The sequence below is a fragment of the Corynebacterium silvaticum genome, from assembly GCF_002162115.2.
Taxonomy (GTDB): Bacteria; Actinomycetota; Actinomycetes; order Mycobacteriales; family Mycobacteriaceae; genus Corynebacterium; species Corynebacterium silvaticum.
The window spans coordinates 1240847-1262625 of sequence record NZ_CP021417.2; the positions used below are offsets into that span (position 1 = coordinate 1240847).

At 50.2% G+C, this 21779-nt stretch carries 20 protein-coding genes, 1 tRNA gene and 3 pseudogenes; 14 read left to right on the forward strand and 10 right to left on the reverse strand.

What is annotated here, in order from left to right; all coding sequences use genetic code 11:
* Nucleotides 1–10: 10 nt before the first annotated feature.
* From CBE74_RS24600 to CBE74_RS24610, 7 genes and pseudogenes are all read left to right on the forward strand, one after another.
* Nucleotides 11–424, forward strand: coding sequence for a type IIL restriction-modification enzyme MmeI (locus CBE74_RS24600; RefSeq protein ID WP_310795228.1), 414 nt, complete (start codon nt 11–13; stop codon nt 422–424).
* 149 nt (nt 425–573) lie between these two features.
* Entirely contained in the window at nt 574–927 is a 354-nt protein-coding gene (locus tag CBE74_RS18280; RefSeq protein WP_197913452.1) for an SRPBCC family protein, read from the forward strand.
* Between the two features lie 81 nt (nt 928–1008).
* Entirely contained in the window at nt 1009–1302 is a 294-nt protein-coding gene (locus CBE74_RS24755) for an SdpI family protein (protein ID WP_221337809.1), read from the forward strand.
* 145 nt (nt 1303–1447) lie between these two features.
* A pseudogene (locus CBE74_RS18285) lies at nt 1448–2044 on the forward strand (DNA methyltransferase).
* The gene (locus CBE74_RS24605; protein WP_310795231.1) at nt 2010–2102 is read left to right on the forward strand and encodes a hypothetical protein; all 93 of its coding nucleotides are present in this window, start codon (nt 2010–2012) and stop codon (nt 2100–2102) included. The pseudogene CBE74_RS18285 and the gene CBE74_RS24605 overlap by 35 nt, the downstream one beginning before the upstream one ends.
* Nucleotides 2103–2168: 66 nt before the next feature.
* Nucleotides 2169–2369 (forward strand): hypothetical protein, encoded by a 201-nt coding sequence (locus CBE74_RS18290; protein ID WP_197913454.1) that lies wholly within the window; start codon nt 2169–2171, stop codon nt 2367–2369.
* The gene (locus CBE74_RS24610; RefSeq protein WP_310795229.1) at nt 2356–3126 is read left to right on the forward strand and encodes a type IIL restriction-modification enzyme MmeI; all 771 of its coding nucleotides are present in this window, start codon (nt 2356–2358) and stop codon (nt 3124–3126) included. Before CBE74_RS18290 ends, CBE74_RS24610 begins: the two co-directional genes overlap by 14 nt.
* Nucleotides 3127–3707: 581 nt before the next feature.
* Here the strand turns inward: CBE74_RS24610 and CBE74_RS18300 are convergent.
* From CBE74_RS18300 to CBE74_RS18310, 3 genes and pseudogenes are all read right to left on the reverse strand, one after another.
* Nucleotides 3708–3781 (reverse strand) — tRNA-Pro (locus CBE74_RS18300).
* Between the two features lie 75 nt (nt 3782–3856).
* Complete coding sequence (locus tag CBE74_RS18305; protein ID WP_087453929.1) at nt 3857–4246, reverse strand: YchJ family protein; 390 nt, start codon at nt 4244–4246, stop codon at nt 3857–3859.
* Nucleotides 4247–4260: 14 nt separating this feature from the next.
* Nucleotides 4261–5447: pseudogene (locus tag CBE74_RS18310) on the reverse strand (bifunctional alpha/beta hydrolase/OsmC family protein).
* Nucleotides 5448–5957: 510 nt separating this feature from the next.
* Here CBE74_RS18310 and secA2 point away from each other — a divergent pair.
* The 5 genes from secA2 (at nt 5958) to CBE74_RS18335 (ending at nt 11060) form a co-directional block, all read left to right on the forward strand.
* A complete protein-coding gene (gene secA2 / locus CBE74_RS18315; RefSeq protein ID WP_087453930.1) occupies nt 5958–8255 on the forward strand; it encodes an accessory Sec system translocase SecA2 in 2298 nt (765 codons plus the stop codon).
* Between the two features lie 175 nt (nt 8256–8430).
* Nucleotides 8431–8862, forward strand: a complete 432-nt coding sequence (gene odhI / locus CBE74_RS18320) for an oxoglutarate dehydrogenase inhibitor Odhl (RefSeq protein WP_087453931.1) — start codon at nt 8431–8433, stop codon at nt 8860–8862.
* Nucleotides 8863–8976: 114 nt separating this feature from the next.
* The gene (gene ftsR / locus CBE74_RS18325; RefSeq protein ID WP_087453932.1) at nt 8977–9732 is read left to right on the forward strand and encodes a transcriptional regulator FtsR; all 756 of its coding nucleotides are present in this window, start codon (nt 8977–8979) and stop codon (nt 9730–9732) included.
* Nucleotides 9733–9749: 17 nt separating this feature from the next.
* A complete protein-coding gene (locus tag CBE74_RS18330) occupies nt 9750–10373 on the forward strand; it encodes a bifunctional nuclease family protein (protein WP_087453933.1) in 624 nt (207 codons plus the stop codon).
* Between the two features lie 123 nt (nt 10374–10496).
* The gene (locus CBE74_RS18335) at nt 10497–11060 is read left to right on the forward strand and encodes a MerR family transcriptional regulator (RefSeq protein ID WP_087453934.1); all 564 of its coding nucleotides are present in this window, start codon (nt 10497–10499) and stop codon (nt 11058–11060) included.
* Between the two features lie 150 nt (nt 11061–11210).
* Here the strand turns inward: CBE74_RS18335 and CBE74_RS18340 are convergent, their stop codons facing one another.
* The 6 genes from CBE74_RS18340 to gndA form a co-directional block, all read right to left on the reverse strand.
* Complete coding sequence (locus CBE74_RS18340; RefSeq protein WP_087453935.1) at nt 11211–12641, reverse strand: vWA domain-containing protein; 1431 nt, start codon at nt 12639–12641, stop codon at nt 11211–11213.
* Between the two features lie 37 nt (nt 12642–12678).
* Nucleotides 12679–13566 carry a hypothetical protein gene (locus CBE74_RS18345; RefSeq protein WP_087453936.1) on the reverse strand — a complete coding sequence of 296 codons (888 nt, stop codon included), beginning with the start codon at nt 13564–13566 and terminating at the stop codon, nt 12679–12681.
* 2 nt (nt 13567–13568) lie between these two features.
* The gene (locus tag CBE74_RS18350; protein ID WP_087453937.1) at nt 13569–14621 is read right to left on the reverse strand and encodes a hemolysin family protein; all 1053 of its coding nucleotides are present in this window, start codon (nt 14619–14621) and stop codon (nt 13569–13571) included.
* The gene (locus tag CBE74_RS18355) at nt 14621–16021 is read right to left on the reverse strand and encodes a hemolysin family protein (protein WP_087453938.1); all 1401 of its coding nucleotides are present in this window, start codon (nt 16019–16021) and stop codon (nt 14621–14623) included. Before CBE74_RS18355 ends, CBE74_RS18350 begins: the two co-directional genes overlap by 1 nt.
* A gap of 15 nt (nt 16022–16036) precedes the next feature.
* Nucleotides 16037–17386: a DEAD/DEAH box helicase gene (locus CBE74_RS18360; protein ID WP_087453939.1), complete on the reverse strand. Its 1350-nt coding sequence runs from the start codon at nt 17384–17386 to the stop codon at nt 16037–16039.
* Nucleotides 17387–17507: 121 nt separating this feature from the next.
* Nucleotides 17508–18965 (reverse strand): NADP-dependent phosphogluconate dehydrogenase, encoded by a 1458-nt coding sequence (gene gndA, locus CBE74_RS18365; protein WP_087454881.1) that lies wholly within the window; start codon nt 18963–18965, stop codon nt 17508–17510.
* 247 nt (nt 18966–19212) lie between these two features.
* Here gndA and CBE74_RS18370 point away from each other — a divergent pair, with 247 nt between their 5' ends.
* Nucleotides 19213–19710 (forward strand): PaaI family thioesterase, encoded by a 498-nt coding sequence (locus tag CBE74_RS18370; protein ID WP_087453940.1) that lies wholly within the window; start codon nt 19213–19215, stop codon nt 19708–19710.
* 68 nt (nt 19711–19778) lie between these two features.
* On the opposite strand, the pseudogene CBE74_RS18375 reads toward CBE74_RS18370, so the two are convergent.
* Nucleotides 19779–20854 (reverse strand): annotated as a pseudogene (locus CBE74_RS18375) (magnesium and cobalt transport protein CorA).
* 42 nt (nt 20855–20896) lie between these two features.
* On the opposite strand from CBE74_RS18375, the gene CBE74_RS18380 reads away from it, so the two are divergent.
* Complete coding sequence (locus tag CBE74_RS18380; protein WP_087453941.1) at nt 20897–21484, forward strand: class I SAM-dependent DNA methyltransferase; 588 nt, start codon at nt 20897–20899, stop codon at nt 21482–21484.
* Nucleotides 21485–21779: the final 295 nt, after the last annotated feature.

Here is a 21779-nt window from a genome sequence, read left to right on the forward strand (position 1 = left end):
GGTGCCGGAGATGCTGGCTAAGTTTCCGTACGTTAACGGCTCCATCTTTGCCGATTCTTTGCCTACGGAGTATTTCGATAACGAGATGCGAGAAGCACTCCTAGCGGCTTGTCGTTTCAACTGGTCCCGTATTTCACCGGCTGTCTTCGGCTCGATGTTCCAATTGGTTAAGTCCAAAGAAGCATGTCGTGCCGATGGCGAACACTACACCAGCGAGACCAACATTTTAAAGACGATTGAACCGCTGTTCCTGGACGAACTTCGGGCAGAATCTAAGCGTCTTTTCGCTCTTGCTGATACACCAGCCAACCTTCGTAGGCTTAAGGACTTCCGGGACTCACTATCAGAGATAGTGTTCTATGACCCGGCTTGTGGATCTCGTGTCATAATTATGACAACGGCAGATAGTGTCGATGAATACTAGGTTTAAGATCCTCTACAAGAAAAATAAAACATGAGATGAAATGATATTAGATCAATAAATTAATTATTTGCTCAAAAGTGTATAGGAAAAAATAAATTTATAGAGAGAGGGGCGGCTGTGGCAATTGCTAATGCAAAAGTTACTCTTTTATGTCCAATAGAAAAGTTTGGAATAGGGTAACTAGATTAAATTATTATGCCTGGAGAAGTGATTTAAAGAATATAAGAATTATAGATGAGGGGAAATTTGCGGAGATTACTAAAAGTGGAATTGAGACATATTTTAAAGTTACGGAATGTGTTAAAAATCAATGTTGGTCATTTGAGGTAGAAAACGAAAACATTAAGGGAACTTGGATTGGGAAATTCTATTCGCATGGGGATAAAACAACTTTAGATTTTACTGAAAATATAGTTTCTAAAAAACTTATATTAAAGCCGTTTATAGGTTTATATTTGAGAAAACAGCAGAAACTGTATTTTAAAGATTTAAAAAAGGGCTAAATTGTGATGAAGTGAGTTTTGTTCAGAAAATCTAAATAGTATTCATTGGGAATTATATGTCAGAATTTCTGGAGGTGAATTATGGGATTCTGGGTTTTTATTTCCATAGTAACATTACTGATATTGGCAGCATCATTATTAACGTGGTATCTATGCCCGGAATTTAAAACAAGCCATGATGTAAGCGGCTATAGAACATCACGCTCTATGAAAAACCAAGATACATGGAATTTCTCGCAGAAATATTGTGCGAAAATATCTCTGTGTATGTTTTCCTGCATTGATTATAGCTATTGCGATCATGTAGATATTTATCGGCAAGTCAATTGGTGCGATAGTGGTGGATGTGACTCGCTAGTGTATTTGTTCAAATGATGAGTTTTATTGTAATTATAATTTTTATAGAAAATGCTTTAAAGAAGCTTTTGGTGAAAGTTGAAATAGATATTAACTATAAATTCCGGTTTGTAGAACTAGCAGCCCACCTGAATTAACAAAAATTCAGCATCTGTAAGTATTAATTTTACTATACGATTTAACAGGTGGTTGTGGCAACTTCCTTGTTGTCGCTTACCGTGAGCTTCGTCAGATTGAGACGGACACAATCGTTGAGATTCGACCTCGTGAAGGCAACACCGGTATAGCGCTTGATGCGTCGTAGGAGCAGAAACTCAGTATCGGTTAGTTTTACGGATTCGAGTTGAACTGGTGGCCTGCAAAGATTGCTGAGACGGCTATGTTTTTGGTTGACCACCAAGCGAATAAGCAGTTAGCCCAGGCTATCGGAGCTGCCCTGGACAGGTTGTCTATCGAGATAACCGCTCACATCAAGTACGCCAACGCCCTAGAGCTAGACTGGTCAGAGGAACTTCCCGAGACCACTGGACAGACATACATTTTCGGTAACCCTCCCTTTATCGGTGCTCGAATCATGTCCAAGTGGCAAAAGGCTGAATTGGGAGATGCCTGGGGTAACGCTAAGGGTGCTAACCGGCTCGATTACGTTACGGCCTGGCATGCTAAGGCAAAAGGATGTATTAGCCAACCGCCACGGAGAATTTGCTTTCGTAACCACAAACTCGATTACTCAGGGGCAGTCTGTTCCTGCGTTGTTTGACCCGTTGTTGTTCCGTGAGCACTGGCGAATCAAGTTCGTCCACCGCACTTTTAGTTGAGATTCCGAAGCACCTGGTAAAGCTGCTGTCCATTGTGTGATTGTCAGATTCACCAGAGATACCTTCGTGAAGCAGCGACTCTGGGACTATCCAGATGCTAAAGGTGGGCCAGTAGAGCAACAGGTAACAGCTGGAATTAATGCCTATCTAGTCGATGGTTCGAAGGTTCTCGTTGTATCTCGTCCCGAGCCGCTCTCTAACGAACTGGCCCCGCTGTCTTCGGCAGCATGGCCAACGATGGCGGAATCTAGTCGTGGAACAAGATGAATATGACGCTGTTAAGTCCGATGCAACAGCGGCTAAGTACCTCCGGTCGTTCCGAGGATCTAGTGAGATGCTTCACAAGCTAAAGTGCTGGTGTCTATGGTTAGAAGATCTCAATCCAGGCGACCTTGCAACTTCTTCGGTGCTGAAGTCTCGACTGAAGAATACTCGGAACCACAGATTGGAGAGCAGTAGGGAGGCAACTCGAAAGTTGGTTGAAATACCTCGCCTGTTCGGAGAGCGTAGGCAACCTGAAACAGAGTATCTAGCGCTGCCGAAGGTTGTGAGCGAGACGCGCCGGTATTTCACCGTGCAGCGCTATGGGCCCGAACTAATCTATTCTGAACTGCTGTTTCATGTTGAAGACGAAGACAGCCTTATGTTTGCGCTGGCTTCTTCCTTGATGTTCATCGCGTGGCAAAAGACTGCAGGAGGCCGTTTGAAGTCGGGTCTCCGATGCTCAAACACTCTGGTGTGGAATACCTTTCCAGTCCCCGAGCTGGACGATGACACCCGTACGAAAATTATCGAGGCCGGTAAGAAGGCCCTAGAAGCCTGTGAACCTCACCCGGAGGGGAAGAGATCGCTAGCCAACCACTATAATCCGTTGGCTATGGACCCTGCTCTTCTCAAGGCACACGATGTCCTGGACCGAGTGGTTGATAAGGCTATGGGAACACCGAAGAAGCTCACCACGGAGAAGCAGCGTCAAGAGATTCTGCTCGCTAACTACGCAAGGATGATGAGTGAGTACGCCTAGAGCGGATTCCGAGCTGCACTACCTGTTTTAAGTCGATTTTGCTAGCATCTGAACAGCGGGTTTAGAAAGGTCATTTCGCTTAAATTGATTTTCAGAGCTTTTGGTAAGGCCTTGAAGGTTGGTTTTCAGCATCCGAGGAACTAAAGAGCTTAAAACGGCTACTGAGGCATCGTTTTTCCCGCGAAGTTTCGGATGGTCCGAGAGGGGCTCGGGGTAGGTCACGGCTGCAGAGGACCACCAGAGGCGCTCTGTACTGCCCAAAAATGTGAACTCGTGCTTTTCAGCCTTCCGGCAAGAGCGACAGCGATTATTCGCCGAGGGCTGAGATGATGCCTAACCTGTTTCGAGGTCTTGGCCCTGGACAACTTCACCACCTCTGTCAGAGGAGCTACCGGAATCAACGGGCAGTGCAACCCGTGCAAGGTGCAATCCCAATCAGACCGCTACCAAGGATTGTAATTTCGAGGTTTAGACCCTCAACCACTGTTTCGGGCGTGCCATAAAGGATACATGTTCTGAGCAGGTGCTATGAAAATAAAACCAGTCCAAAGCTGTTATAAATGCTCTGAACTTATACTTTGTCGGACTGACAGGATTTGAACCTGCGACCCCTTGACCCCCAGTCAAGTGCGCTACCAAGCTGCGCCACAGTCCGATGTTGTTTTTGACAACTGCTATAGGTTACATCATTGTGATTGTAGAATGCGAATTCGCAGGTAAAGGTAGGAAATTAGGTGACTATTCCGTCGACGTAGGTCCAGAGGCCGTCGACACGGGTTAACCGGGAGTGCTCGTGGTGTTTTCCTCGTGATCCTTCAAATTCATAAAATGCGGTAAATTCTACGATTCCTTCAGTGTCCAGTAAACCGCCCCGTATGGAGTCGTGAATGATGAGTCGTGTCCATATGGGGTCGGGATCAAGTTCTAGGCCCGCAGGTCGAGTTGAGGGGTGCGACGTTGCGACGAGATACTGTGGGTTCTCTAGCGCAAAAGCGGTAAACCGCGACCTCATAAGGGCGGTCGCGGTGGGAGCAGTCTTGGAGAAGCTAAGGAAAGGCTGGCAGCATTCGTTCAAAGGCAACGACGTCATGCATGGGCAAGTTATGGTCTGGTGAGACATGGGGATTGCCTGTACTAGCGGGTGAGATCGTCGATAGCGATATTTTCGCTGAGCAATGCTTCAATTTCGTTATTTTTAACTGCGGCGAGCAATATGTTCCGCTCTTCCTGTGACAGTTCTCCCACGAGATCGATCTCCCGGCGCAGCTGAACGCTGCCGTCAGTGGTAGGTGTTTTTTCCACGGTAACGTTGACGTTTTTCAAGGAAGAGATGCGCTTTTCTTTAGCGGCAACCCTTATCGCTTGCGAGGATGCCGATGCTAGAGCAGAGACAATGAGCCCTGTTGGTGAGTAGCCGAGATTCTTTCCGCCTTGTGCCTTTTCCCTGTCAGTGGTGAAGCTATGGATGCCGGTTTGCACACGATCTGTGAATCTACCAGCAGGAATGGAGCGGGCAATAGCTGTAGTTTCGGAGACTGTGTCGGAATTCTCGGAGCTGCTTTCAACGGTGAGGTGCTGTTCAGCCCATGTATGGATAATGCGTGCAGCGTGCTGTGCGGCCCCTTGTTTTGTGACCAGGTGATCTACTTTATGGAGTGCAACAAGAGACTTTGGATAGCGGGTTGTGCGGAAAATGAGCTGTGCATTGTCCACTCCGACTGTTGTGTCAGTAGGGGAGTGCAGGATCAGCAAAGGCTTGCGCAGTCGAGGGAGGTAGGCCTCGGGGTTGGTTTCTGCAAGATCTTCGAGGAAGTCTCGTGAGATGGTGATGTCACGTCCGCCGAGCAACAGTGTGACGGCCCCGGTCTCGTCGACTTCGCTAATCCTGTCGGCAAAGTGCAGGACTGCGTGGGCAGGGTCAAAAGGTGCGCCGATTGTCGCAACCGCTTTGATGCTTGGCATGTCGGTTGCTGCTTTTAGGGAGGCGGCTCCTCCGAGTGAGTGCCCTATGAGCAGTTGTGGGGCGGTGTAATTGTCCGTTAGCCACTGTGCTGCAGCGCGGATGTCTTCCACATTTTCACTGAAACAGGTGTCTGCAAAGTTTCCTTCCGATTGACCAAGTCCGGGGAAATCGAAACGAAGGCAAGCGATACCAAGATCCGCCAAAGTTTTAGATACTCGTGCGGCTGCTGGAGTGAATCGGGAACCGGTAAAGCAGTGTGCAAAAAGCGCGAAGGCCGTAGGTGGTGCGTCTGGAAATCGATGGTCCCAGTCATCTGGTATCCCCTGCTGGAAGGTACCTTCACGCTTACAGAATGCATTCCATACTCCTCGCCGGATATGACTTTATAGTGGTATCCCTTTGGGGCTCTCTGGCCTTGAAGTTGGGATGTACAAGGCCACATATCCTATGAAGGCATGAGAAAGCATCCCTGAGGGTAAGGGACGATGTTCATCAGCATATCTGGAAAAGTTCTGAAAGATGGCGACGGTTTGTGTATCTGTCTCCTAATTCAAAATGGGGTACCTTGTGCTGCGTGCGTCACGTGAGACTAATTTTTGGTTAATGCTCACCCAAAGCGTGGGAAGGGGCAAGGGGAGGGTCTAGGTTTCTTTAATTAGTATGACTGTATACTAAGTTTTATTAAATTTCCGATTGATTTTGTTTTACTTCTGTACCGGCTAGATCATGACATTGATGATTGATGAGGATGTTTGACGGTCCTTTTATGCTCTGACTGTGCTGCGATGGGGTAGAACTAAACAAGGAAAATACTGCTGTAAAGGCACTGTGAAAAGCATTGCGTGTGCAAGGAGAAGGGACATCTACCGTGGCGGGCTTTGACTGGTTTTGGAAAGCAATGGGTGGAAAAGCTAGCCGAAGCCAAGCTAAAAGCCTGGGTATCGTCGAGCAAGCGCAGTCGCGGATAACTGCTTTTGAGTCTTTGGATGACGCGCAGTTGCGAGAGACGGCTGTACAGCTAGCCGAATCTGGTCAGATAAAGAATCAGGCCGAGTTTTTGGCAGTGCTGAGCCTGGCGTCTTCTCGGACACTGGGCCTCACACCTTTCCCGGTTCAACTGCAGGCTGTTCTCCGGCTATTAGACGGAGACGTGATCCAGATGGCTACCGGTGAAGGAAAAACCCTGGTCGGCGCGATGGCTGCTACCGGGTATGCGCTCATGGGCAAGTCAGTTCATGTGATCACTGTTAATGATTATCTTGCAGAGAGAGACGCGCAGTGGATGGCCCCGCTGGTTAGCTTTTTTGGTGTGACCGTGTCCTCGATTACGGAATCGAAGACTGCGGAGGAGCGTCGTCAAGCTTATAGCTGCGATATCGTTTATGGCCCCGTTAATGAGATCGGTTTTGACGTTTTACGGGACCAGCTCATTACACACCGTAAAGATGCGGTTCAGCATGGGGCGGACGTGGCAATTGTCGATGAGGCCGATTCTGTTTTGGTCGACGAGGCCCTCGTTCCGCTCGTTTTGGCCGGAAATGAGCCCGGAGCTGCGCCTGGGGGGAGGGTGACCGAGGTCGTACGTCGTCTTAAAGAAGGTGAGCACTACACGCTTGACGACGATCGTCGCAACGCTTTCCTCACTGAAGACGGCGCGGCTCTTGTCGAACAAGCACTGGGAATTAATAGCCTTTACGACGATCAACACGTGGGCACAACACTGGTACAAGTTAATCTTGCGCTGCACGCTAAAGCACTGCTGATTAGAGACGTTCACTACATTGTCAGGGACGGAAAAGTTGCTTTGATCGACGCTTCCAAGGGGCGTATAGCGGAATTGCAGCGTTGGCCCGACGGCGTGCAGGCGGCGGTAGAGGCAAAAGAAGGATTGGCGGTCACTGAAGGGGGGCGGATCCTGGACACAATGACCTTGCAGGCGCTGATGGGGCGGTATCCGTTGGTTTGCGGCATGACGGGTACGGCGGTTGCTGCAACAGATCAGCTGCGGCAATTCTATGACCTCAGAGTGTCTGTAATAGAGTCGAATGTTCCGTCGCAGCGTTTTGACGAGGCTGATCGTGTGTACGCCACGATTGAAGAAAAATTTGATGCCCTTGTTCGGGAAATCTCTGCGATTCATGCGACGGGGCAACCGGTGCTGGTAGGAACTCAAGATGTCTCAGAATCTGAGAGACTGGCAAGAGCGCTGCGAGACCTTGACATTGAGGTAAGCGTTCTCAACGCTAAAAACGATGCTGAAGAGGCCCGTATTATCGCAGAAGCCGGCGACTTTGGGCGGGTCACAGTCTCAACACAAATGGCCGGGCGAGGCACTGACATCAAACTCGGTGGGGCGCAGGAGTCGGATCGCGCTGAAGTTGCCAATACGGGTGGTTTAGCTGTGATCGGAACGGGACGTCACAGGACCTCGCGCCTTGATGACCAACTGCGGGGGCGTGCGGGCCGACAAGGCGATCCGGGGCTGTCCTTATTCTTTGTCTCGCTGGAAGATGACGTCGTCGCAGTCGGCGGTGCTGGGGAAGAGGTGAAAGCTCGCCCTGAGGCCGATGGGCGGATCGATTCCAAACGCATCAACGATTTTATTGCACATTGTCAGAGAGTGACTGAAAGTCAACTATTAGAGATTCACTCTCAGACGTGGAAGTACAACAAGCTGCTTGCGGATCAACGCGTGATCATTGACGAGCGGCGAAACGACCTGTTGGACACAAATAAAGCATGGGAAGAGCTTGCCCAGGCAAACCCTGAGCGAGCTGAATCATTAGTGCAAGAAAAAATTAGTTCTGATGTACTGCATCAAGCCGCCAGAGACATCATGCTCTACCACCTTGATCGGTGCTGGAGCGACCATCTGGCAATCATGGATGACGTACGGGAATCGATTCACCTGCGGGCAATTGCGAGGGAAACTCCTATCGACGAATATCACAGGATCGCTGTGCGGGAATTCAAGCAATTAGCTCAGAGGGCGGTTGATGAAGCCGTGAAAACATTTGCAAGCGTCACTATTGATGCAGACGGTGTGCATTTGGAAGCACATGGCCTGGCTCGTCCCTCAGCTACGTGGACCTATATGGTCAGCGATAACCCCTTGTCCGGTAACGGAAATTCTGTACTGCGGGGAATCGGTAGTATTTTCCGGTAGATTAGTAGCGTTTGGTGGAATTGCTCCACGACTTAAGAATGCCTAAGAAGTCACTGGTGTTATCTCTTTGTTACCAGTAGTACTTCTTCATCAGTAGTTCTCTAGGGCTATGATGTAAACCATTGACTGAAAGTTCGAATTTTATTCGAAGCTCGTTTGACTCGGAGGTTGAATAATGAGTGACAACAGCGCTGCTTCTGACGTGCAAGTAGAGACCACGTCGGTTTTCCGTGCAGATCTGCTCAAGGAAATGGAGTCCGGTGCGAACGCGACGCCGGCCACTGGTAGCGATGTCACCCCGCCTTCCGGTTCAGGGATGCTTGTTGTTAAGCGCGGCCCAAATGCTGGCGCTCGGTTCCTTTTGGATCGCGAAACTATAACGGCAGGACGCCACCCGGAGAGCGATATTTTCCTTGATGATGTCACCGTGTCGCGCCGACACGCTGAATTCCGTTTGCAGGATGGTTCCTTTGAGGTTGTTGACGTGGGAAGCCTTAACGGAACTTACGTCAACCGCGAGCCTAGGAATTCAGAAGTTTTGTCTTCCGGAGATGAAGTTCAGATCGGCAAGTTCCGTCTCGTCTTCATCGAGGGCTCCAAGAGCTAAAAACTCCGCAACCGTTCTTACCACTGCTTGTGAGCGTTTATGCTCCTAAAGTAATCTGTTTAAAAATTGTTGCTTTCCGTTAGTACACCCACCACACCGAGAAACGAAGCATAGATGAGTGCACTTCCTCAGAGCTCTGGTTCCCAACCCGTCGTTCCAGGGCAACATCGCCCCCGAACTGGTAACAAGACCATGTCTATTGGAGTGGTCCTGGATAAACTGACAGCAGAATTTCCCGATGTGACTGTTTCCAAAATCCGGTTTTTGGAAGCAGAGGGGCTTATCGCACCAAAAAGGACGGCCTCGGGATACCGACGCTTTACCCATGATGATGTAGAGCGTCTTCGGTATATCTTGGTCACCCAGCGTGACAATTATCTTCCACTGAAAGTAATTCGCGAGCAGCTGGAAGCTATGGATTCCGGTGCCGTGACTCCGATAAGCCGTGGCGGAGATGCAAAGCCGATCGTCAGCCCGGAGAATTTTCGGGCTCCGGTGGCAACTCGCCTGAGCGATCACGATGTTGTTGAGCGCAGTGGTGCAGAATTATCTTTGTTACAAGAACTAAGCTCGGCGGGGATTATTCGCCCTGATAACTCCGGCTTTTTTACTGCAGATGATGTGCAGATAGTGGCTATTGCCTCCCAACTAAAAGAGTTTGGGTTTGATGTGCGACACCTAAAGTCTTTGAAAAATACTGCGAGCCGTCAAGCAGACTTTATTACTCGTGCAGCTACTCCCACCGCTCGTTCTAAGAGTGATGGTGCTAAGCAGCGTGCAGAGGAGATGTCGCAGCAGATGAGTGCGCTTGTCGTTTCCCTCAATGCGACGCTGGTAAAAACGATGGTCCGCAACGAGCTTGGTCAGTAGCGACGGTTTTTAACACAATGTCTTTTTGCGAGATGGAGTATCACTCCGTTCATGTTTTATCCCCGGATAACGACCCGTGCATTATCCTGCGCTGGCCTGAGCGTAACCGGATCCTTCCTATATGGATCGAAGAAACTGAAGCCTTTGCCATTGCTGCAAGGGATGAAGATGAACAGTTCGGTTCTCGCCGTCCACTGACTCACGACGTGCTCATTCATGCACTGTCCCGGATTGGTAGTCCAGTTGTAGAGCTAAGGATTGCGAGTTGCCACGAAGGTGTATTTCTTTGCTCTCTCGTATTATCTGACGGGGAAGAGATTGATTGTCGCCCTTCTGACGGGATCACAGTTGCCCGTATGCTGGGGGTTCCTGTGATGGCGGAAGAAGCCATGCTTAATCAGGTAAGCGTCTTTCTTAATGAGACAGATCTTGAAGCATATCTAGGCATCACGGTAGAAAGTGATGGGGAAGTTCCCTCGCTTTCTGCGTCAGGAAACTCTGAAGCAGACGCTGACTTCTTGCGACTCATGGCCGATCTTGGAATGGCAGAGGATGAGCTCTTTATCGAATCGCCACCCGATACCTTGGAAGGCTATACTGATGATTCCCCTGGTTCCCCGGATAGCGACAAGGGGAAATAAGTCTAAACTTCAACTTGAGGTTTAACTTTTGGGCGTGTCGCGAGTTTTCTTCTTGACGTTGTTCTACCCTTGGCTAAGAATAGAAAGCAAGGCTCAACGCGAAAGCCAGAAATCGCAGGGAGAATGACCGTGACTGAAGAGACCGCAAGAAATAGTACCCCGGTACAGGAAGCCCTTTTTGATATGGGGCCAGACGAGGAAGTCGGCTACCGGGTTCCTATCGCTTGTCAGGTTTCTGGTATCACATACCGTCAGCTCGATTATTGGGCACGCACCAAGCTCGTAGAACCTACCATCCGTACAGCACGTGGCTCTGGCTCGCAGCGTCTTTATTCGTTTAAAGACATTTTGGTTCTAAAAATTGTGAAGCGACTGCTCGATACCGGTATTTCCCTGCAGAATATCCGTCTTGCTGTAGATAAGCTTCGTAACCGTGGTGTCGATGACCTAGCAGAGATTACTTTGGTTTCTGATGGCACTACAGTGTACGAGTGTCGCTCCAATGAAGAAGTCATTGACCTTCTGGGCGGAGGACAGGGTGTCTTTGGTATCGCCGTTCCCGGAATCGTTCGCGAGCTAACCGGAACGATTTCGGCTTTCCCTTCGGAGAAAATCAGTGACCTTATGGATGACAACGTCGTAGGCGTTGATGAGCTTGCTGCCCGTCGCAGGAGGAAGACCTCCTAAAACACAATGATGTAAAAGGTGTTCCCCCAACGGGCCAGATCCGTTGGGGGAACACCTTTTTTATATGGAGCTTGGGCAACATCTTGTGATAATTAACCCTGTGATATTAACCGGATCACACGAATGAAGGTGGCCCGGTGACAGAAGCTTTTAGAGCTGCGCTGCTTTATCGATCGCTGCTTTGAGCTGTAGCGGGTCCTCTACAGTTTGTGCAGATCCATCGCTTGCTTGCGCAGCTTGTGCGAGCTCCTGATCTACTGGAGCGGTTCCGACATGCACCACATTGATGCGCAGCTGATCGTTCTTAGGGATAGTAGCAAGTGAAACAGCAGGATCGTCCGTACCACTGGTGACAATGACAAGGTTGACAGCATGACCTTCTCGGATACGTGCATCGGCGACGGACAATGCAGCCACGGTTGCCTCATGAGTAAGCGGGTGCCCGCCTAAGCCAAACTCCTGAATAACTCGGGAAATGGTTTCTGCCGGTTGAGCAGTGCCAAAGCCGATATTGTCACGCCAACCATGGGTTGCGCCGTGGCTAAGAGGTGAGGAGTAATTCCACAGTGCCAGGCTTTTCCCTAGGTTTTCTAGCTTCATTGAAGCCTGAATAATTGCCTGCGCAGAATGGGACTGCCAAGAATCGCCATCCGAAGCTGGTTTAGCCATGTTCACCGAGGTGTCCAATAAAAATAAGGTGTCGGTTGGCTGTGCAGGAGGTGCGGATTCTGATTTATCGCCGCCTTCTGGCGCCTGGGTCTGTAGCGTAGCGAGTACCTCTGCTGCAGTTACAGATTCCGGGGAAGCCTTGTCTGTTGGTTTTGCACCTGCAGCATTATCGGCTATTGCAGCACCAAAATCTGCGCCTGCCCGGATAGTGTCTTCCTGTACTTTATCCGTAGCATTCAATGCGACAGAGCGTAGCGGTTTGGTCAGACCATCTGCGGGGACAAAGGAATAATCAGAAGGAAGATGAGATTCCGCGATGGCGATCGTCTCTGATTGCTGTTGTGTGGCTTCTTCTATGGTCAGATGTAGGGAACCACCCAGCGCGTTTTTTGTGGCTTCAACGTTATTTGCATGGAGTTTTGCTGCAACAAGCGCGCTCGCCACTGCATCCGAGCTCATCGGATAAGCAACGTTGGTCGCTGAATCAAATGAAGCTAGCCCAGTTTTACTCGCTACTCCCACCTTGTCCGTGGCAACTGTAGGCCATTCAAGAGTGGCCGGGGAGCGTGAGGCTTTTTTCAACTCTTGATTTATTGTGTTGTCCGATTCGCTGCTGAGATAGACACCGGCCGTCGCGATGTCGTCGCTAAGCTTTGCGACGACACAGTGATCACGGACAGTACGGCCGGCTTCGTTGTAGGCGTCGATAACTTTTTGCGCAGCACCTTTGTCGCTGGAAGCAACCGGAAGGACTAGTTCGCCTTGAATACAGTCTTTTGCTGCAGAAGTAGAAGAATTCTTGGTGTTAAGCCACCACAGAACACCAGAGACAAGGACGATGATCGCAACGACAAGCCCAATAAGGCCCTTGGACACCGAGTAATTGTTTTTGCCATTGGAGTGCTTTGCCACGGGTTCCTCCACCTTTCGAGGTTGCTATCACAGCGCGCTATCCAGTTAGTGTAGCGTTCCGAGCCTCTCTAATGACGGCGACAAGCCGGTTCCTTAACGGAACTGCCCGTTGTGATAATGCACGTTGCCGCGCTACATATTCGGCTTTTCCTTCAGGAGTTTCGATGGGAACCACCCCCAAGCCGTAATCTCTACAGTCATATGGCGAGGCTTCCATGTCTAAAATTCGAGCATCCCAGGCAAGTTCGAATGTATCGAGCCACAGTTCGCCGGATACGAGTGGCCCCAGTTTTGTGGCCCACTTATATAAGTCCATGGCTGCATGAACACAAGCGCGTTGATCGAAACTCGGCTGATCCTCACGGGACAAAATGGTGAAGTTAAGCGGTCTCGCTGAGGGGGTGAAAAAGCGAAAAGCATCGAAATGAGTGCATTTGATAGCGCTGTTTTCCACCACCTTATTGGTTTCGCTAGCTCCCAGGCGTAGTGGTAGATCGTGGCGAGGTCGATCAGCTTGGTAGACCATCGCCCATTCGTGTAGCCCGAAACAGTCGAAATGCACTGGATTATCGTTGGTTGAGACCAATAAATCCTCTATGTATGACATTGCTCGACCACGATGAGCCCAAAAAGAATGAACATCTACCGATGTCGAGTGGTGTGTTGTCACATAGTTTTTCCATTGCGTATGCGGGGGTTCACAGTCATTTTCATGAATAAGATGCACACCAAAACCTGGGTGCCAGCGCTCCAAGTGAGCTATGCGCACGGGATAGTATTCAAAAAGAAAATCAAATACAGGATGTTTAGCGCCACTTTTCCTCCGCGTGAGGTGCTCGGCAGTATAGCTACGCGCACGTTCACGATGCGCGATGCTCCGCGCTTGCCATTCTTCGGGGGTTAGCTGTATGTGAGGCTGTGCCATCATCATCCCTGTTCATGCGTCCAATCGGAGAAAGTACCTACGTATTCCTCGATAAGGTCTTCTAGCGTAATCACACCCAGCAGTGATCCTCGGTCGCGGACCTGTGCCATATGGGCTGATTTTTTATGCATGAGCTGAAGAGCTTCATCCATCGTTCCGGTAGCGGCGACGATAGTTAGTGGCCTGATTTCTGAGCGGTGGATGATGTGATCGGGTGTGTCAGTATCAAAACGGTCCAAAATATCCTTGACATGCACATAACCGATATAGGAACCATCTTTACCCATCACAGGAAAACGAGAAAAACCGGTCTCTGCGACGGCTTGCTCAAGGTCGCTTAGCTTGGGGCCACGGGTACCAAAATCAAGGGTTCTTACGCGTGATAATGGGATAAGAGCCTCTTTTATAGAACGGTCTTCCACTCTGAGCGCTTTGTTGAGTCGAGCATGCTCTTCAGCATCCAGGAAGCCTTCTGAGCGTGATTCAGAGATCATCGTGGCTAGTTGATTTGGATCAACGGTGGAATCAAGCTCATCTTTTTGCTCAATGCCGAAAGCCTTCAACGTGATCCGCGCAGACCAGTTCATCAAGGCTAAAAATGGTCGAGTGATTTTGCAAAAGACAATAAGCGTGGGAATGAGCCACAACGCAAGTGTTTCTGGGCCCGCTAACGAGATGTTTTTGGGGACCATCTCGCCGAACAAGATATGCAGGAAGGTGATGATACCCAAGGCAATGACAAACGAGGTGGGATGTAAAAGATGCGCAGGTAGGCCTAAGGAAGCAAAAGGTTCTTCGATAAAACGAGCAATGGCGGGTTCGGCTACTTTACCGAGGATCAAGGAACAAATCGTGATACCAAACTGGCATGCAGCCAGCATGATAGAGAGGTGTTCGGTGGCATACAGTACCCGTTTTGCCCCAGGTCTTCCTTGTGAAATGAGATTTTCGATGCGGTCTTTTCTTGAAGAAATCAGAGCGAATTCAGCTGCGACAAAGTAAGCGTTGGCCAACAATAAAACAGCTATTAATGCGATAGCAGTGAGGAGATTCATCAGTTATCCTCCTCGTTTGCGTTAGTAAAACGAGCGGCTTCCTCGTCTGTAATAGGGGAGAGAATCACTCTATCTACTCGTCTATCTTCCATAACAGTTACTTTGGCTATCCAGCGCCCCTTATAGCCAGACTCAAACTCGGCAAGAAACGGATTATCGCTTTCGGGGGCAAGGATCTCGTCATTAACTTTTGGTATGCGTCCCAGAACGCACATGACTAAGCCTCCCAGAGTTTCATAGGGACCTTCGGGAGCAAAATAGCCGACCTTTTCAGCTAGCTCATCAAGCCTAACCAGACCAGATACTTCCCAACTAGAACCAAAGCGCTGGAAATCTCGTTCAGATTCTGCGTCGTCGTGTTCGTCGTAGACTTCTCCCAGAATTTCTTCCACTACGTCTTCGATCGTGATCAGCCCTGCGGTGCCTCCGTATTCATCGGCAACCAAAATGATCTGAGAACCGGCTGATCTGACGGCATTAAGCACGGAGTCCCCGTCAAGGCTCGCTGGAATTATGGGAACAGGTCGAGCCAGTGAACTTAAAAGAACGGAGTGACGCTGGTCTTTGGGAACGGAAAATGCATCTTTAAAGTGAACAACGCCAATCGTGTCATCGAGATCACCACGGATAACAGGGAAACGAGAATGCCCCGTTTCTATAGCAAGATTGATCAAGTCGATAACAGTAGAGTCTTCGCTAAGTGTCTCGACCGTCGACCGCGGGGTCATGAGTTCTTCAGCGGTGGTCTCGCCAAACTTCAAAGATCGATCTAGGACCAGAGCAGTATTTTCATCTATATCGCCTGTTTCCGCGGAGCTACGGACCAATGCAGTCAATTCTTGGGTTGATCTGGCTGTGGCCAGTTCGTCGGCTGGCTCAATGCCAAGCTTGCGCACGGTCCAGTTCGCTGACTTGTTTAACGTGTTGATGAAGCCTTTAAATACGGTATTGAACGCATTGACGGGGCCAACAACATGTCGTGCTGTACCGAGCGGATTGGTGATCGCAATATTTTTGGGGACTAGTTCACCGAAAACCATGGACAGTAGAGTTGCAATGATAAGTGCCAAGACTAGAGCGACTGCAGTGCTCGCAGTATGGGGGAGCCCGAATAACGCCAAAAGAGGCGTAAGAAACTTGGCCAGGACAGGCTCGGCCAAGTAGCCCGTAGCGAGTGTCGTGATCGTGATGCCAAGCTGCGCGCCAGAGAGAACGAAAGAGAGGTTTTGATAGTCACGCTGAACCGCTAGTGACTTCTTATCCCCGCGCTCACGTACGTCGTTCTCGATTGTTGAGCGTTCGAGGCCCGTGAGCGCAAACTCAACAGCAACGAATAAGCCAGTGCTTGCTGTTAGAAGCACAAAGCCAAAAAGTGAAAGGATACTTATCAATATGTCCATTGTTAGATGCGGGGATTAGCTACGCCCACCGCGTTGTCCATCTTTCTTATTCTTTCCTCTAAAGCCCGTCGTACCACCACGCGACTTGGAAGCAGTACGTTGTTGGGGATGCCTATGGCGTGCCGCGGTGTTTCTCGTTGATTGTGACCCTTTTTGCCGCTGTTGTGGCTGTGCCGCACCGAACGGGGGCAAAGGCGCTCCCGTAATTTTTTGAGCTCCAGTGATACGCACTAGCTCTGGGGAATGAGCTGAGACTTCCAGAGATTCTGCATCCACGCCAGCTTTCTGTAGGAGCGTATCTACTTCCTGTATCTGTTCTTCCATAACAAGGGTGACCACTGTTCCAGAAGAACCTGCTCTGGCCGTGCGCCCTGCGCGGTGTAGATATGCTTTGTGTTCTGCAGGAGGATCGACGTGAACAACAAGGTCAACGTCTCCAATGTCTATGCCTCGAGCTGCTATGTCTGTAGCCACCAAAACCGGTACAGAGCCATCGGAAAAGCCTGCTATGGCATTTGTGCGGGTGTTTTGACCTTTATCACCGTGAATACCGACAGCGTTAATGCCGATGCGTCGCAGCTTTTTCACTTGACGGTCCACACCGTGTTTGGTCCGCATAAACATGATTGTTTTTCCCTTACGTCCTGCGATGCGCAGAACGACGTCATTACGGGCATCCCGGTCACCCACGTGCAAACGATAATGCGTCATCGTGTCCACGGCGGCAGCTACTTCCACAGTGGAATGTGTTACGGGATCATGCATGAAGCGCTCGACAAGCTTATTGACGTCGCCGTCTAAGGTTGCAGAAAAGAGCAAGCGCTGAGCATCGCGGGGGGTGAGATCGAGGAGCTTAAGGACTTGCGGAAGAAAACCCATGTCTGCCATCTGATCAGCTTCGTCGAGAGTGGTGATCAGGACTTTATCGAGGAAGAGCTTCTTATTGTTCACGAGGTCTTGTGCGCGTCCCGGTGTTGCCACCAGAATATCAACAGGAGCCGCGAGCGCAGTGATATGGCGGTTAATGTTGACACCGCCAACAACATCAAGAATCCTGAGCCCCAAGGCTGCAGCGGGTTCGTCGAGACGCTCACGTACCTGGGCTGCCAGTTCTCTCGTAGGAACGAGAATCAGACCACGGGGATGCCCAGGAACCGAGGTCCCCGTTTTGGCTAGGGCCGCGATCATGGGAAGACCGAAGGTGAAGGTTTTCCCCGAGCCAGTAGGGCCACGCCCAAGAACATCTCGCCCTTTAAGGGCATCTGGGATTGCAGCCTCTTGGATAGGAAACGGTGTGGTTATCCCTTGGCGATTGAGCACATGGACGATGGACACCGGCAATCCGAGGTCGGAGAATGAAGTCATTGTATTGAGTGTAGACTGCGGCGAGGATTTAACTGATTTTGTAGCAAACGCACCTGCCGCTTGTCGCCTAGTGCGACAGTGGAACAGGTGCGTTGTCCACGTAAAAATACGTGAGATAGCTTTAAGACGTTTCGATCTCGCTACGGTCGCCGGACCATTGCGTGTGGAAGGTGCCTTCTTTATCAACGCGCTTGTATGTGTGTGCGCCGAAGAAGTCACGCTGTCCCTGAATAAGAGCAGCAGGCAGGCGCTCTGCGCGAAGCGAATCGTAGTAAGAAAGCGAAGAAGCGAAAACCGGAACGGGAAGTCCTAGCTGCGTGGCCGTGATAACAACTCGACGCCATGAATCCAGAAGACCGCCAAGTTCAGCCTTGAAATAGGGGTCCAGAAGAAGAGAAGGAAGAGCGGGGTCTGCGTCGTAAGCCTCACGGATACGGTTGAGGAATTTCGCCCGGATAATGCATCCGCCGCGCCAGATTGTGGCTAGGTCGCGAGGGTCTACAGACCATTTGTGCTCCTCGGAACCAGCCTGGATCTCATCAAATCCCTGGGCGTAAGCAACAAGCTTAGACGCGTAGAGTGCACGGCGGACGTTTTCGACGAATGTTTCTTTGTCTGTGTCGAGCTCATCGAGCGTAAGAAGCGCTCCGGAGGGGAGGCTGCCGATGGTCGCAGCGCGCTGCTTAGCTGCACTAGAGAGGGCGCGAGCGAAAACAGCTTCTCCGATGCCGGTCACTGGAATGCCCAAATCGAGAGCTGCCTTTACCGTCCAGCGGCCCGTTCCTTTTTGTCCGGCAGCATCGACGATGACGTCGATAAGCGGCTGTCCGGTTTCTGCGTCAACCTGGGATAGCACCTCAGCGGTGATTTCAATGAGGTATGAGTCAAGATCACCCTTGTTCCAGGTCTTGAAAACCTCAGCGATTTCCGCAGGCTCCATGCCGGCCGCATAACGCAGCAGCTGATAAGCCTCGCCGATAACCTGCATGTCGGCATATTCGATTCCATTATGAACCATCTTGACAAAGTGTCCCGCACCATCCGGGCCGATATGAGTTACGCAGGGCGTGCCATCGACGACGGCGGAGATGGATTCCAGGAGAGGGCCTAAGGCATCCCATGACTCGACGGGGCCACCAGGCATGATGGAAGGGCCGTTGAGAGCGCCTTCCTCGCCACCTGAAATGCCTGCGCCAACAAAGTTGAGTCCGCGCTCGGCGATGTCTTTTTCGCGGCGGATTGTGTCCGTGTACAAGGCGTTACCGCCGTCGATGATGATGTCACCTGGTTCCATGGCGTCTGCGAGTTGGTTGATCACAGCGTCAGTAGCGGGACCTGCCTGGACCATGATGATCGCCCGGCGCGGTTTCTCCAACGAAGCAACGAAGTCCTCAATTGTTTCTGAGGGGATGAAGTTTCCTTCAGAACCGTGTTCCTGCATCAACGTGTGGGTCTTTGCGGAGCTGCGGTTATAGACAGCTACGGTGTGTCCTTTATGGGCAAAGTTACGGGCGAGATTTGATCCCATCACCGCAAGTCCGACAACGCCGATTTGTGCCAAGTTGGATTGATCAGTCATAACATCAGAGGATACCCCGCGGGTAAGGAAAGGGCACAATAGCGCCATGTAGAGGGATTTCCATCTTGTAAAACTGGAGAAACAGGAGATGTGCCGATCTGTGGTTGGATTCGGGAAGAAGCGATGTACAGCCCGTGCCTATGTTTTGCCTGTTTGTGTTGCTTTGTGATGGATCTCTATCCGTATTTTCTGTCTGATCGGGCAGTAGGGACTACGGATAATCCATGAATCGGTTAGATTAGGGCGTATGGGCAACGGAACAAAAATGTTGGAAATGCTTGAGGGGCTCAATCAATGTGGTTTGAGCATTGAGCAGCTTGATGAGTTTAATTCTCTCAGTGAAGGCTTCAGCAAAACACTCGGTCTACGTTTTACAGAAATAACGTCGCAGTCGGTGAAAGCAGAGCTCCCGGTCAGTGATGCTCACTTGCAGGTTTCTGGGATGGTCAACGGGGGAGTGTATTCGTCGCTAGCGGAAACCGTTGGGTCTGTCGCCGGAGTTATTGCGGCTAATGGAAAACTCGTTGTCGGGGCTAATTGCACGACTGATTTTCTGGGAACAGTAAGCGCAGGGGTCATTTATGTGGATGCACATGTCATCCACCCAGGACGCACCAGCCAATTGATAGGGATTGACCTGTATCACCGGCACAAGCTGGTGGCGCGGGCGACTCTTCGCACGATCGTTATCACGCCACAACCTGAAGCCCCTAAGAAAGACAAGTTTAATATCAGCGCAGACTGATATTTCCCGATGCGTCGGTGAGTATAAAGCGACAGGCTAGAGAAGGCGATGGTGGGGGAGCCGGTCACTTACTTTTCTAGCCAACGCATCTTCTTGAAGTACCACCACAGCCATGTCACGATACCTATCATGACGGCGATGACTATGTATAATAGCCGTACTGAGAACCTAATTCAGGCATGTGCTCAAAGTTCATTCCATAAACGCCGGCTATCAGGGTGGGAACAGCTGCCATGCCCACGTAAGCAGAGATAGCTCGCATGTCAGAGTTCTGCTGGAGGGTAATCTTGGCCACGCCTGCGTCGATAAGCGCAGAGAGGCGCTCATCGACGCTGATGACCTGATCTTTGACCACCATGATGTGGTCCAAGACATCGCGCAAATAGGAGCGAAGCTGCTTGTTGATCATGTCTTTATTGGCGCCGATCATCAAACGGAATGCCGGGTCTAAAGGATCGACAGAGTGGCGCATTTCGAGGATTTCCCTCTTGAGCATATAAATCTGTTCGATATTAAAGGTACTGCCGGGAGTAAAGACTTCTTCTTCTAGCTCATCGACGTCTTGGCTAAGCTCACCGACAATGCGGATGTAATTATCTACTAAGTGATCGGACCAGGCCCACGCGATACCCATTGGCTCATAAGCGTTAACCTCGTCAGGTGCATCGAGTCGAGCGTCGAGAAGCGGCAACTTTGTTTTATGTCGGATGGTGATGATGAAGTCGTCGCTGACAAGCATCTGGACCTCGCCTGTGTTGATGATATCGGAGGCATCATCGACAGTTTCGTGGTCACGATAAACAACGGAGCGGACCACAATGAAAAGTTGATCATCGTAGCGTTCGACTTTTGGACGTTGATGGGCTGCAACGGCATCCTCAACGATCAGCTCATGGATATCAAAGTCCTCAGCTAGCTGGATCATGTGGGCCTGCGTGGGTTCCTCAACAGAAAGCCACACAAAGGCGTGGTGTCCGTTTTTATTGAGGTCTTTTACCTTACGGAGTGCCTCATTATGCGTTAGCGCAGCTGTTTGTAGGCTTCCATCAACATACACTCGGCAGTGGTCAGTGATTTCTTCTACTGGCATCGCGGACCGGTGTGGCGGAAACTGGTGGACTTTGCGTGGCCTCATTGCGGGCATCTATGGGCCTCCTCAAAACTTGCGGTCTCTATACTTGTTTACATGCCAACTTGGAAAGACATGACTACACGTAACCCTGAGCACTCTCGCAACTATGCAGCTAGGTGGGATAACTTAGCTGCTGCAGGAAACGACATCGTAGGCGAAGCTCGGCTTATCGACGCCATGGCGCAGCGAGGAGCTCGTATTTTGGATGCCGGCTGTGGGCAGGGAAGAGTCGGCGGCTATCTTTCCGAACGTGGGCACACAGTAGTTGGTGTAGATATCGACGACTACCTTATCAGCCAAGCACGTTTGAATTATCCTCACGCTACCTGGCATGTCACCGACCTAGGCTGTGACGCTATTCCTGATAGCGGGTTTGACCTTGTGGTATGCGCCGGAAACGTAGTGACGTTTATAGCTCCGGAAAATCGTGCAGATGCACTGAAGAACATCTATGACGCAACGGCCGTGGGCGGTAGATGCATTTTTGGCTTTGGTGCGGGCCGCGGATATATTTTCCCTCACTTTTTTGAAGATCTTCGTGCTGCTGGTTTTAGCATCGACGCTAACTTTGAATCATGGGATCTACAGCCGTTTTCGGAAGAATCAACATTTTTGGTTTCGATTGTGAGCAAAAGACTTTAACATCTAAAAATGTAAAACGATGTTTTGCGTTGATTAATTTATAAAAATATTGAACTTCTTGGGATTGGATATCTGCAGCAAGACCTCAAGGAGTTCTTTTTATGTGGAATATTGTATGGCAGCTTGTTCGTCTTTATTTGCCTTCTTGGGAATATTTTGCTTATAAAATTTCCACGTGTAACTTCATGACTAGGATAACGTTACGCGGGTACCTGAAAGTGAAAGATAGGAAGATACAGGTTCTGACTCCCCAGGCATGTGTTGATTTTCTTATATTGGGTAACAGTATCTAGCG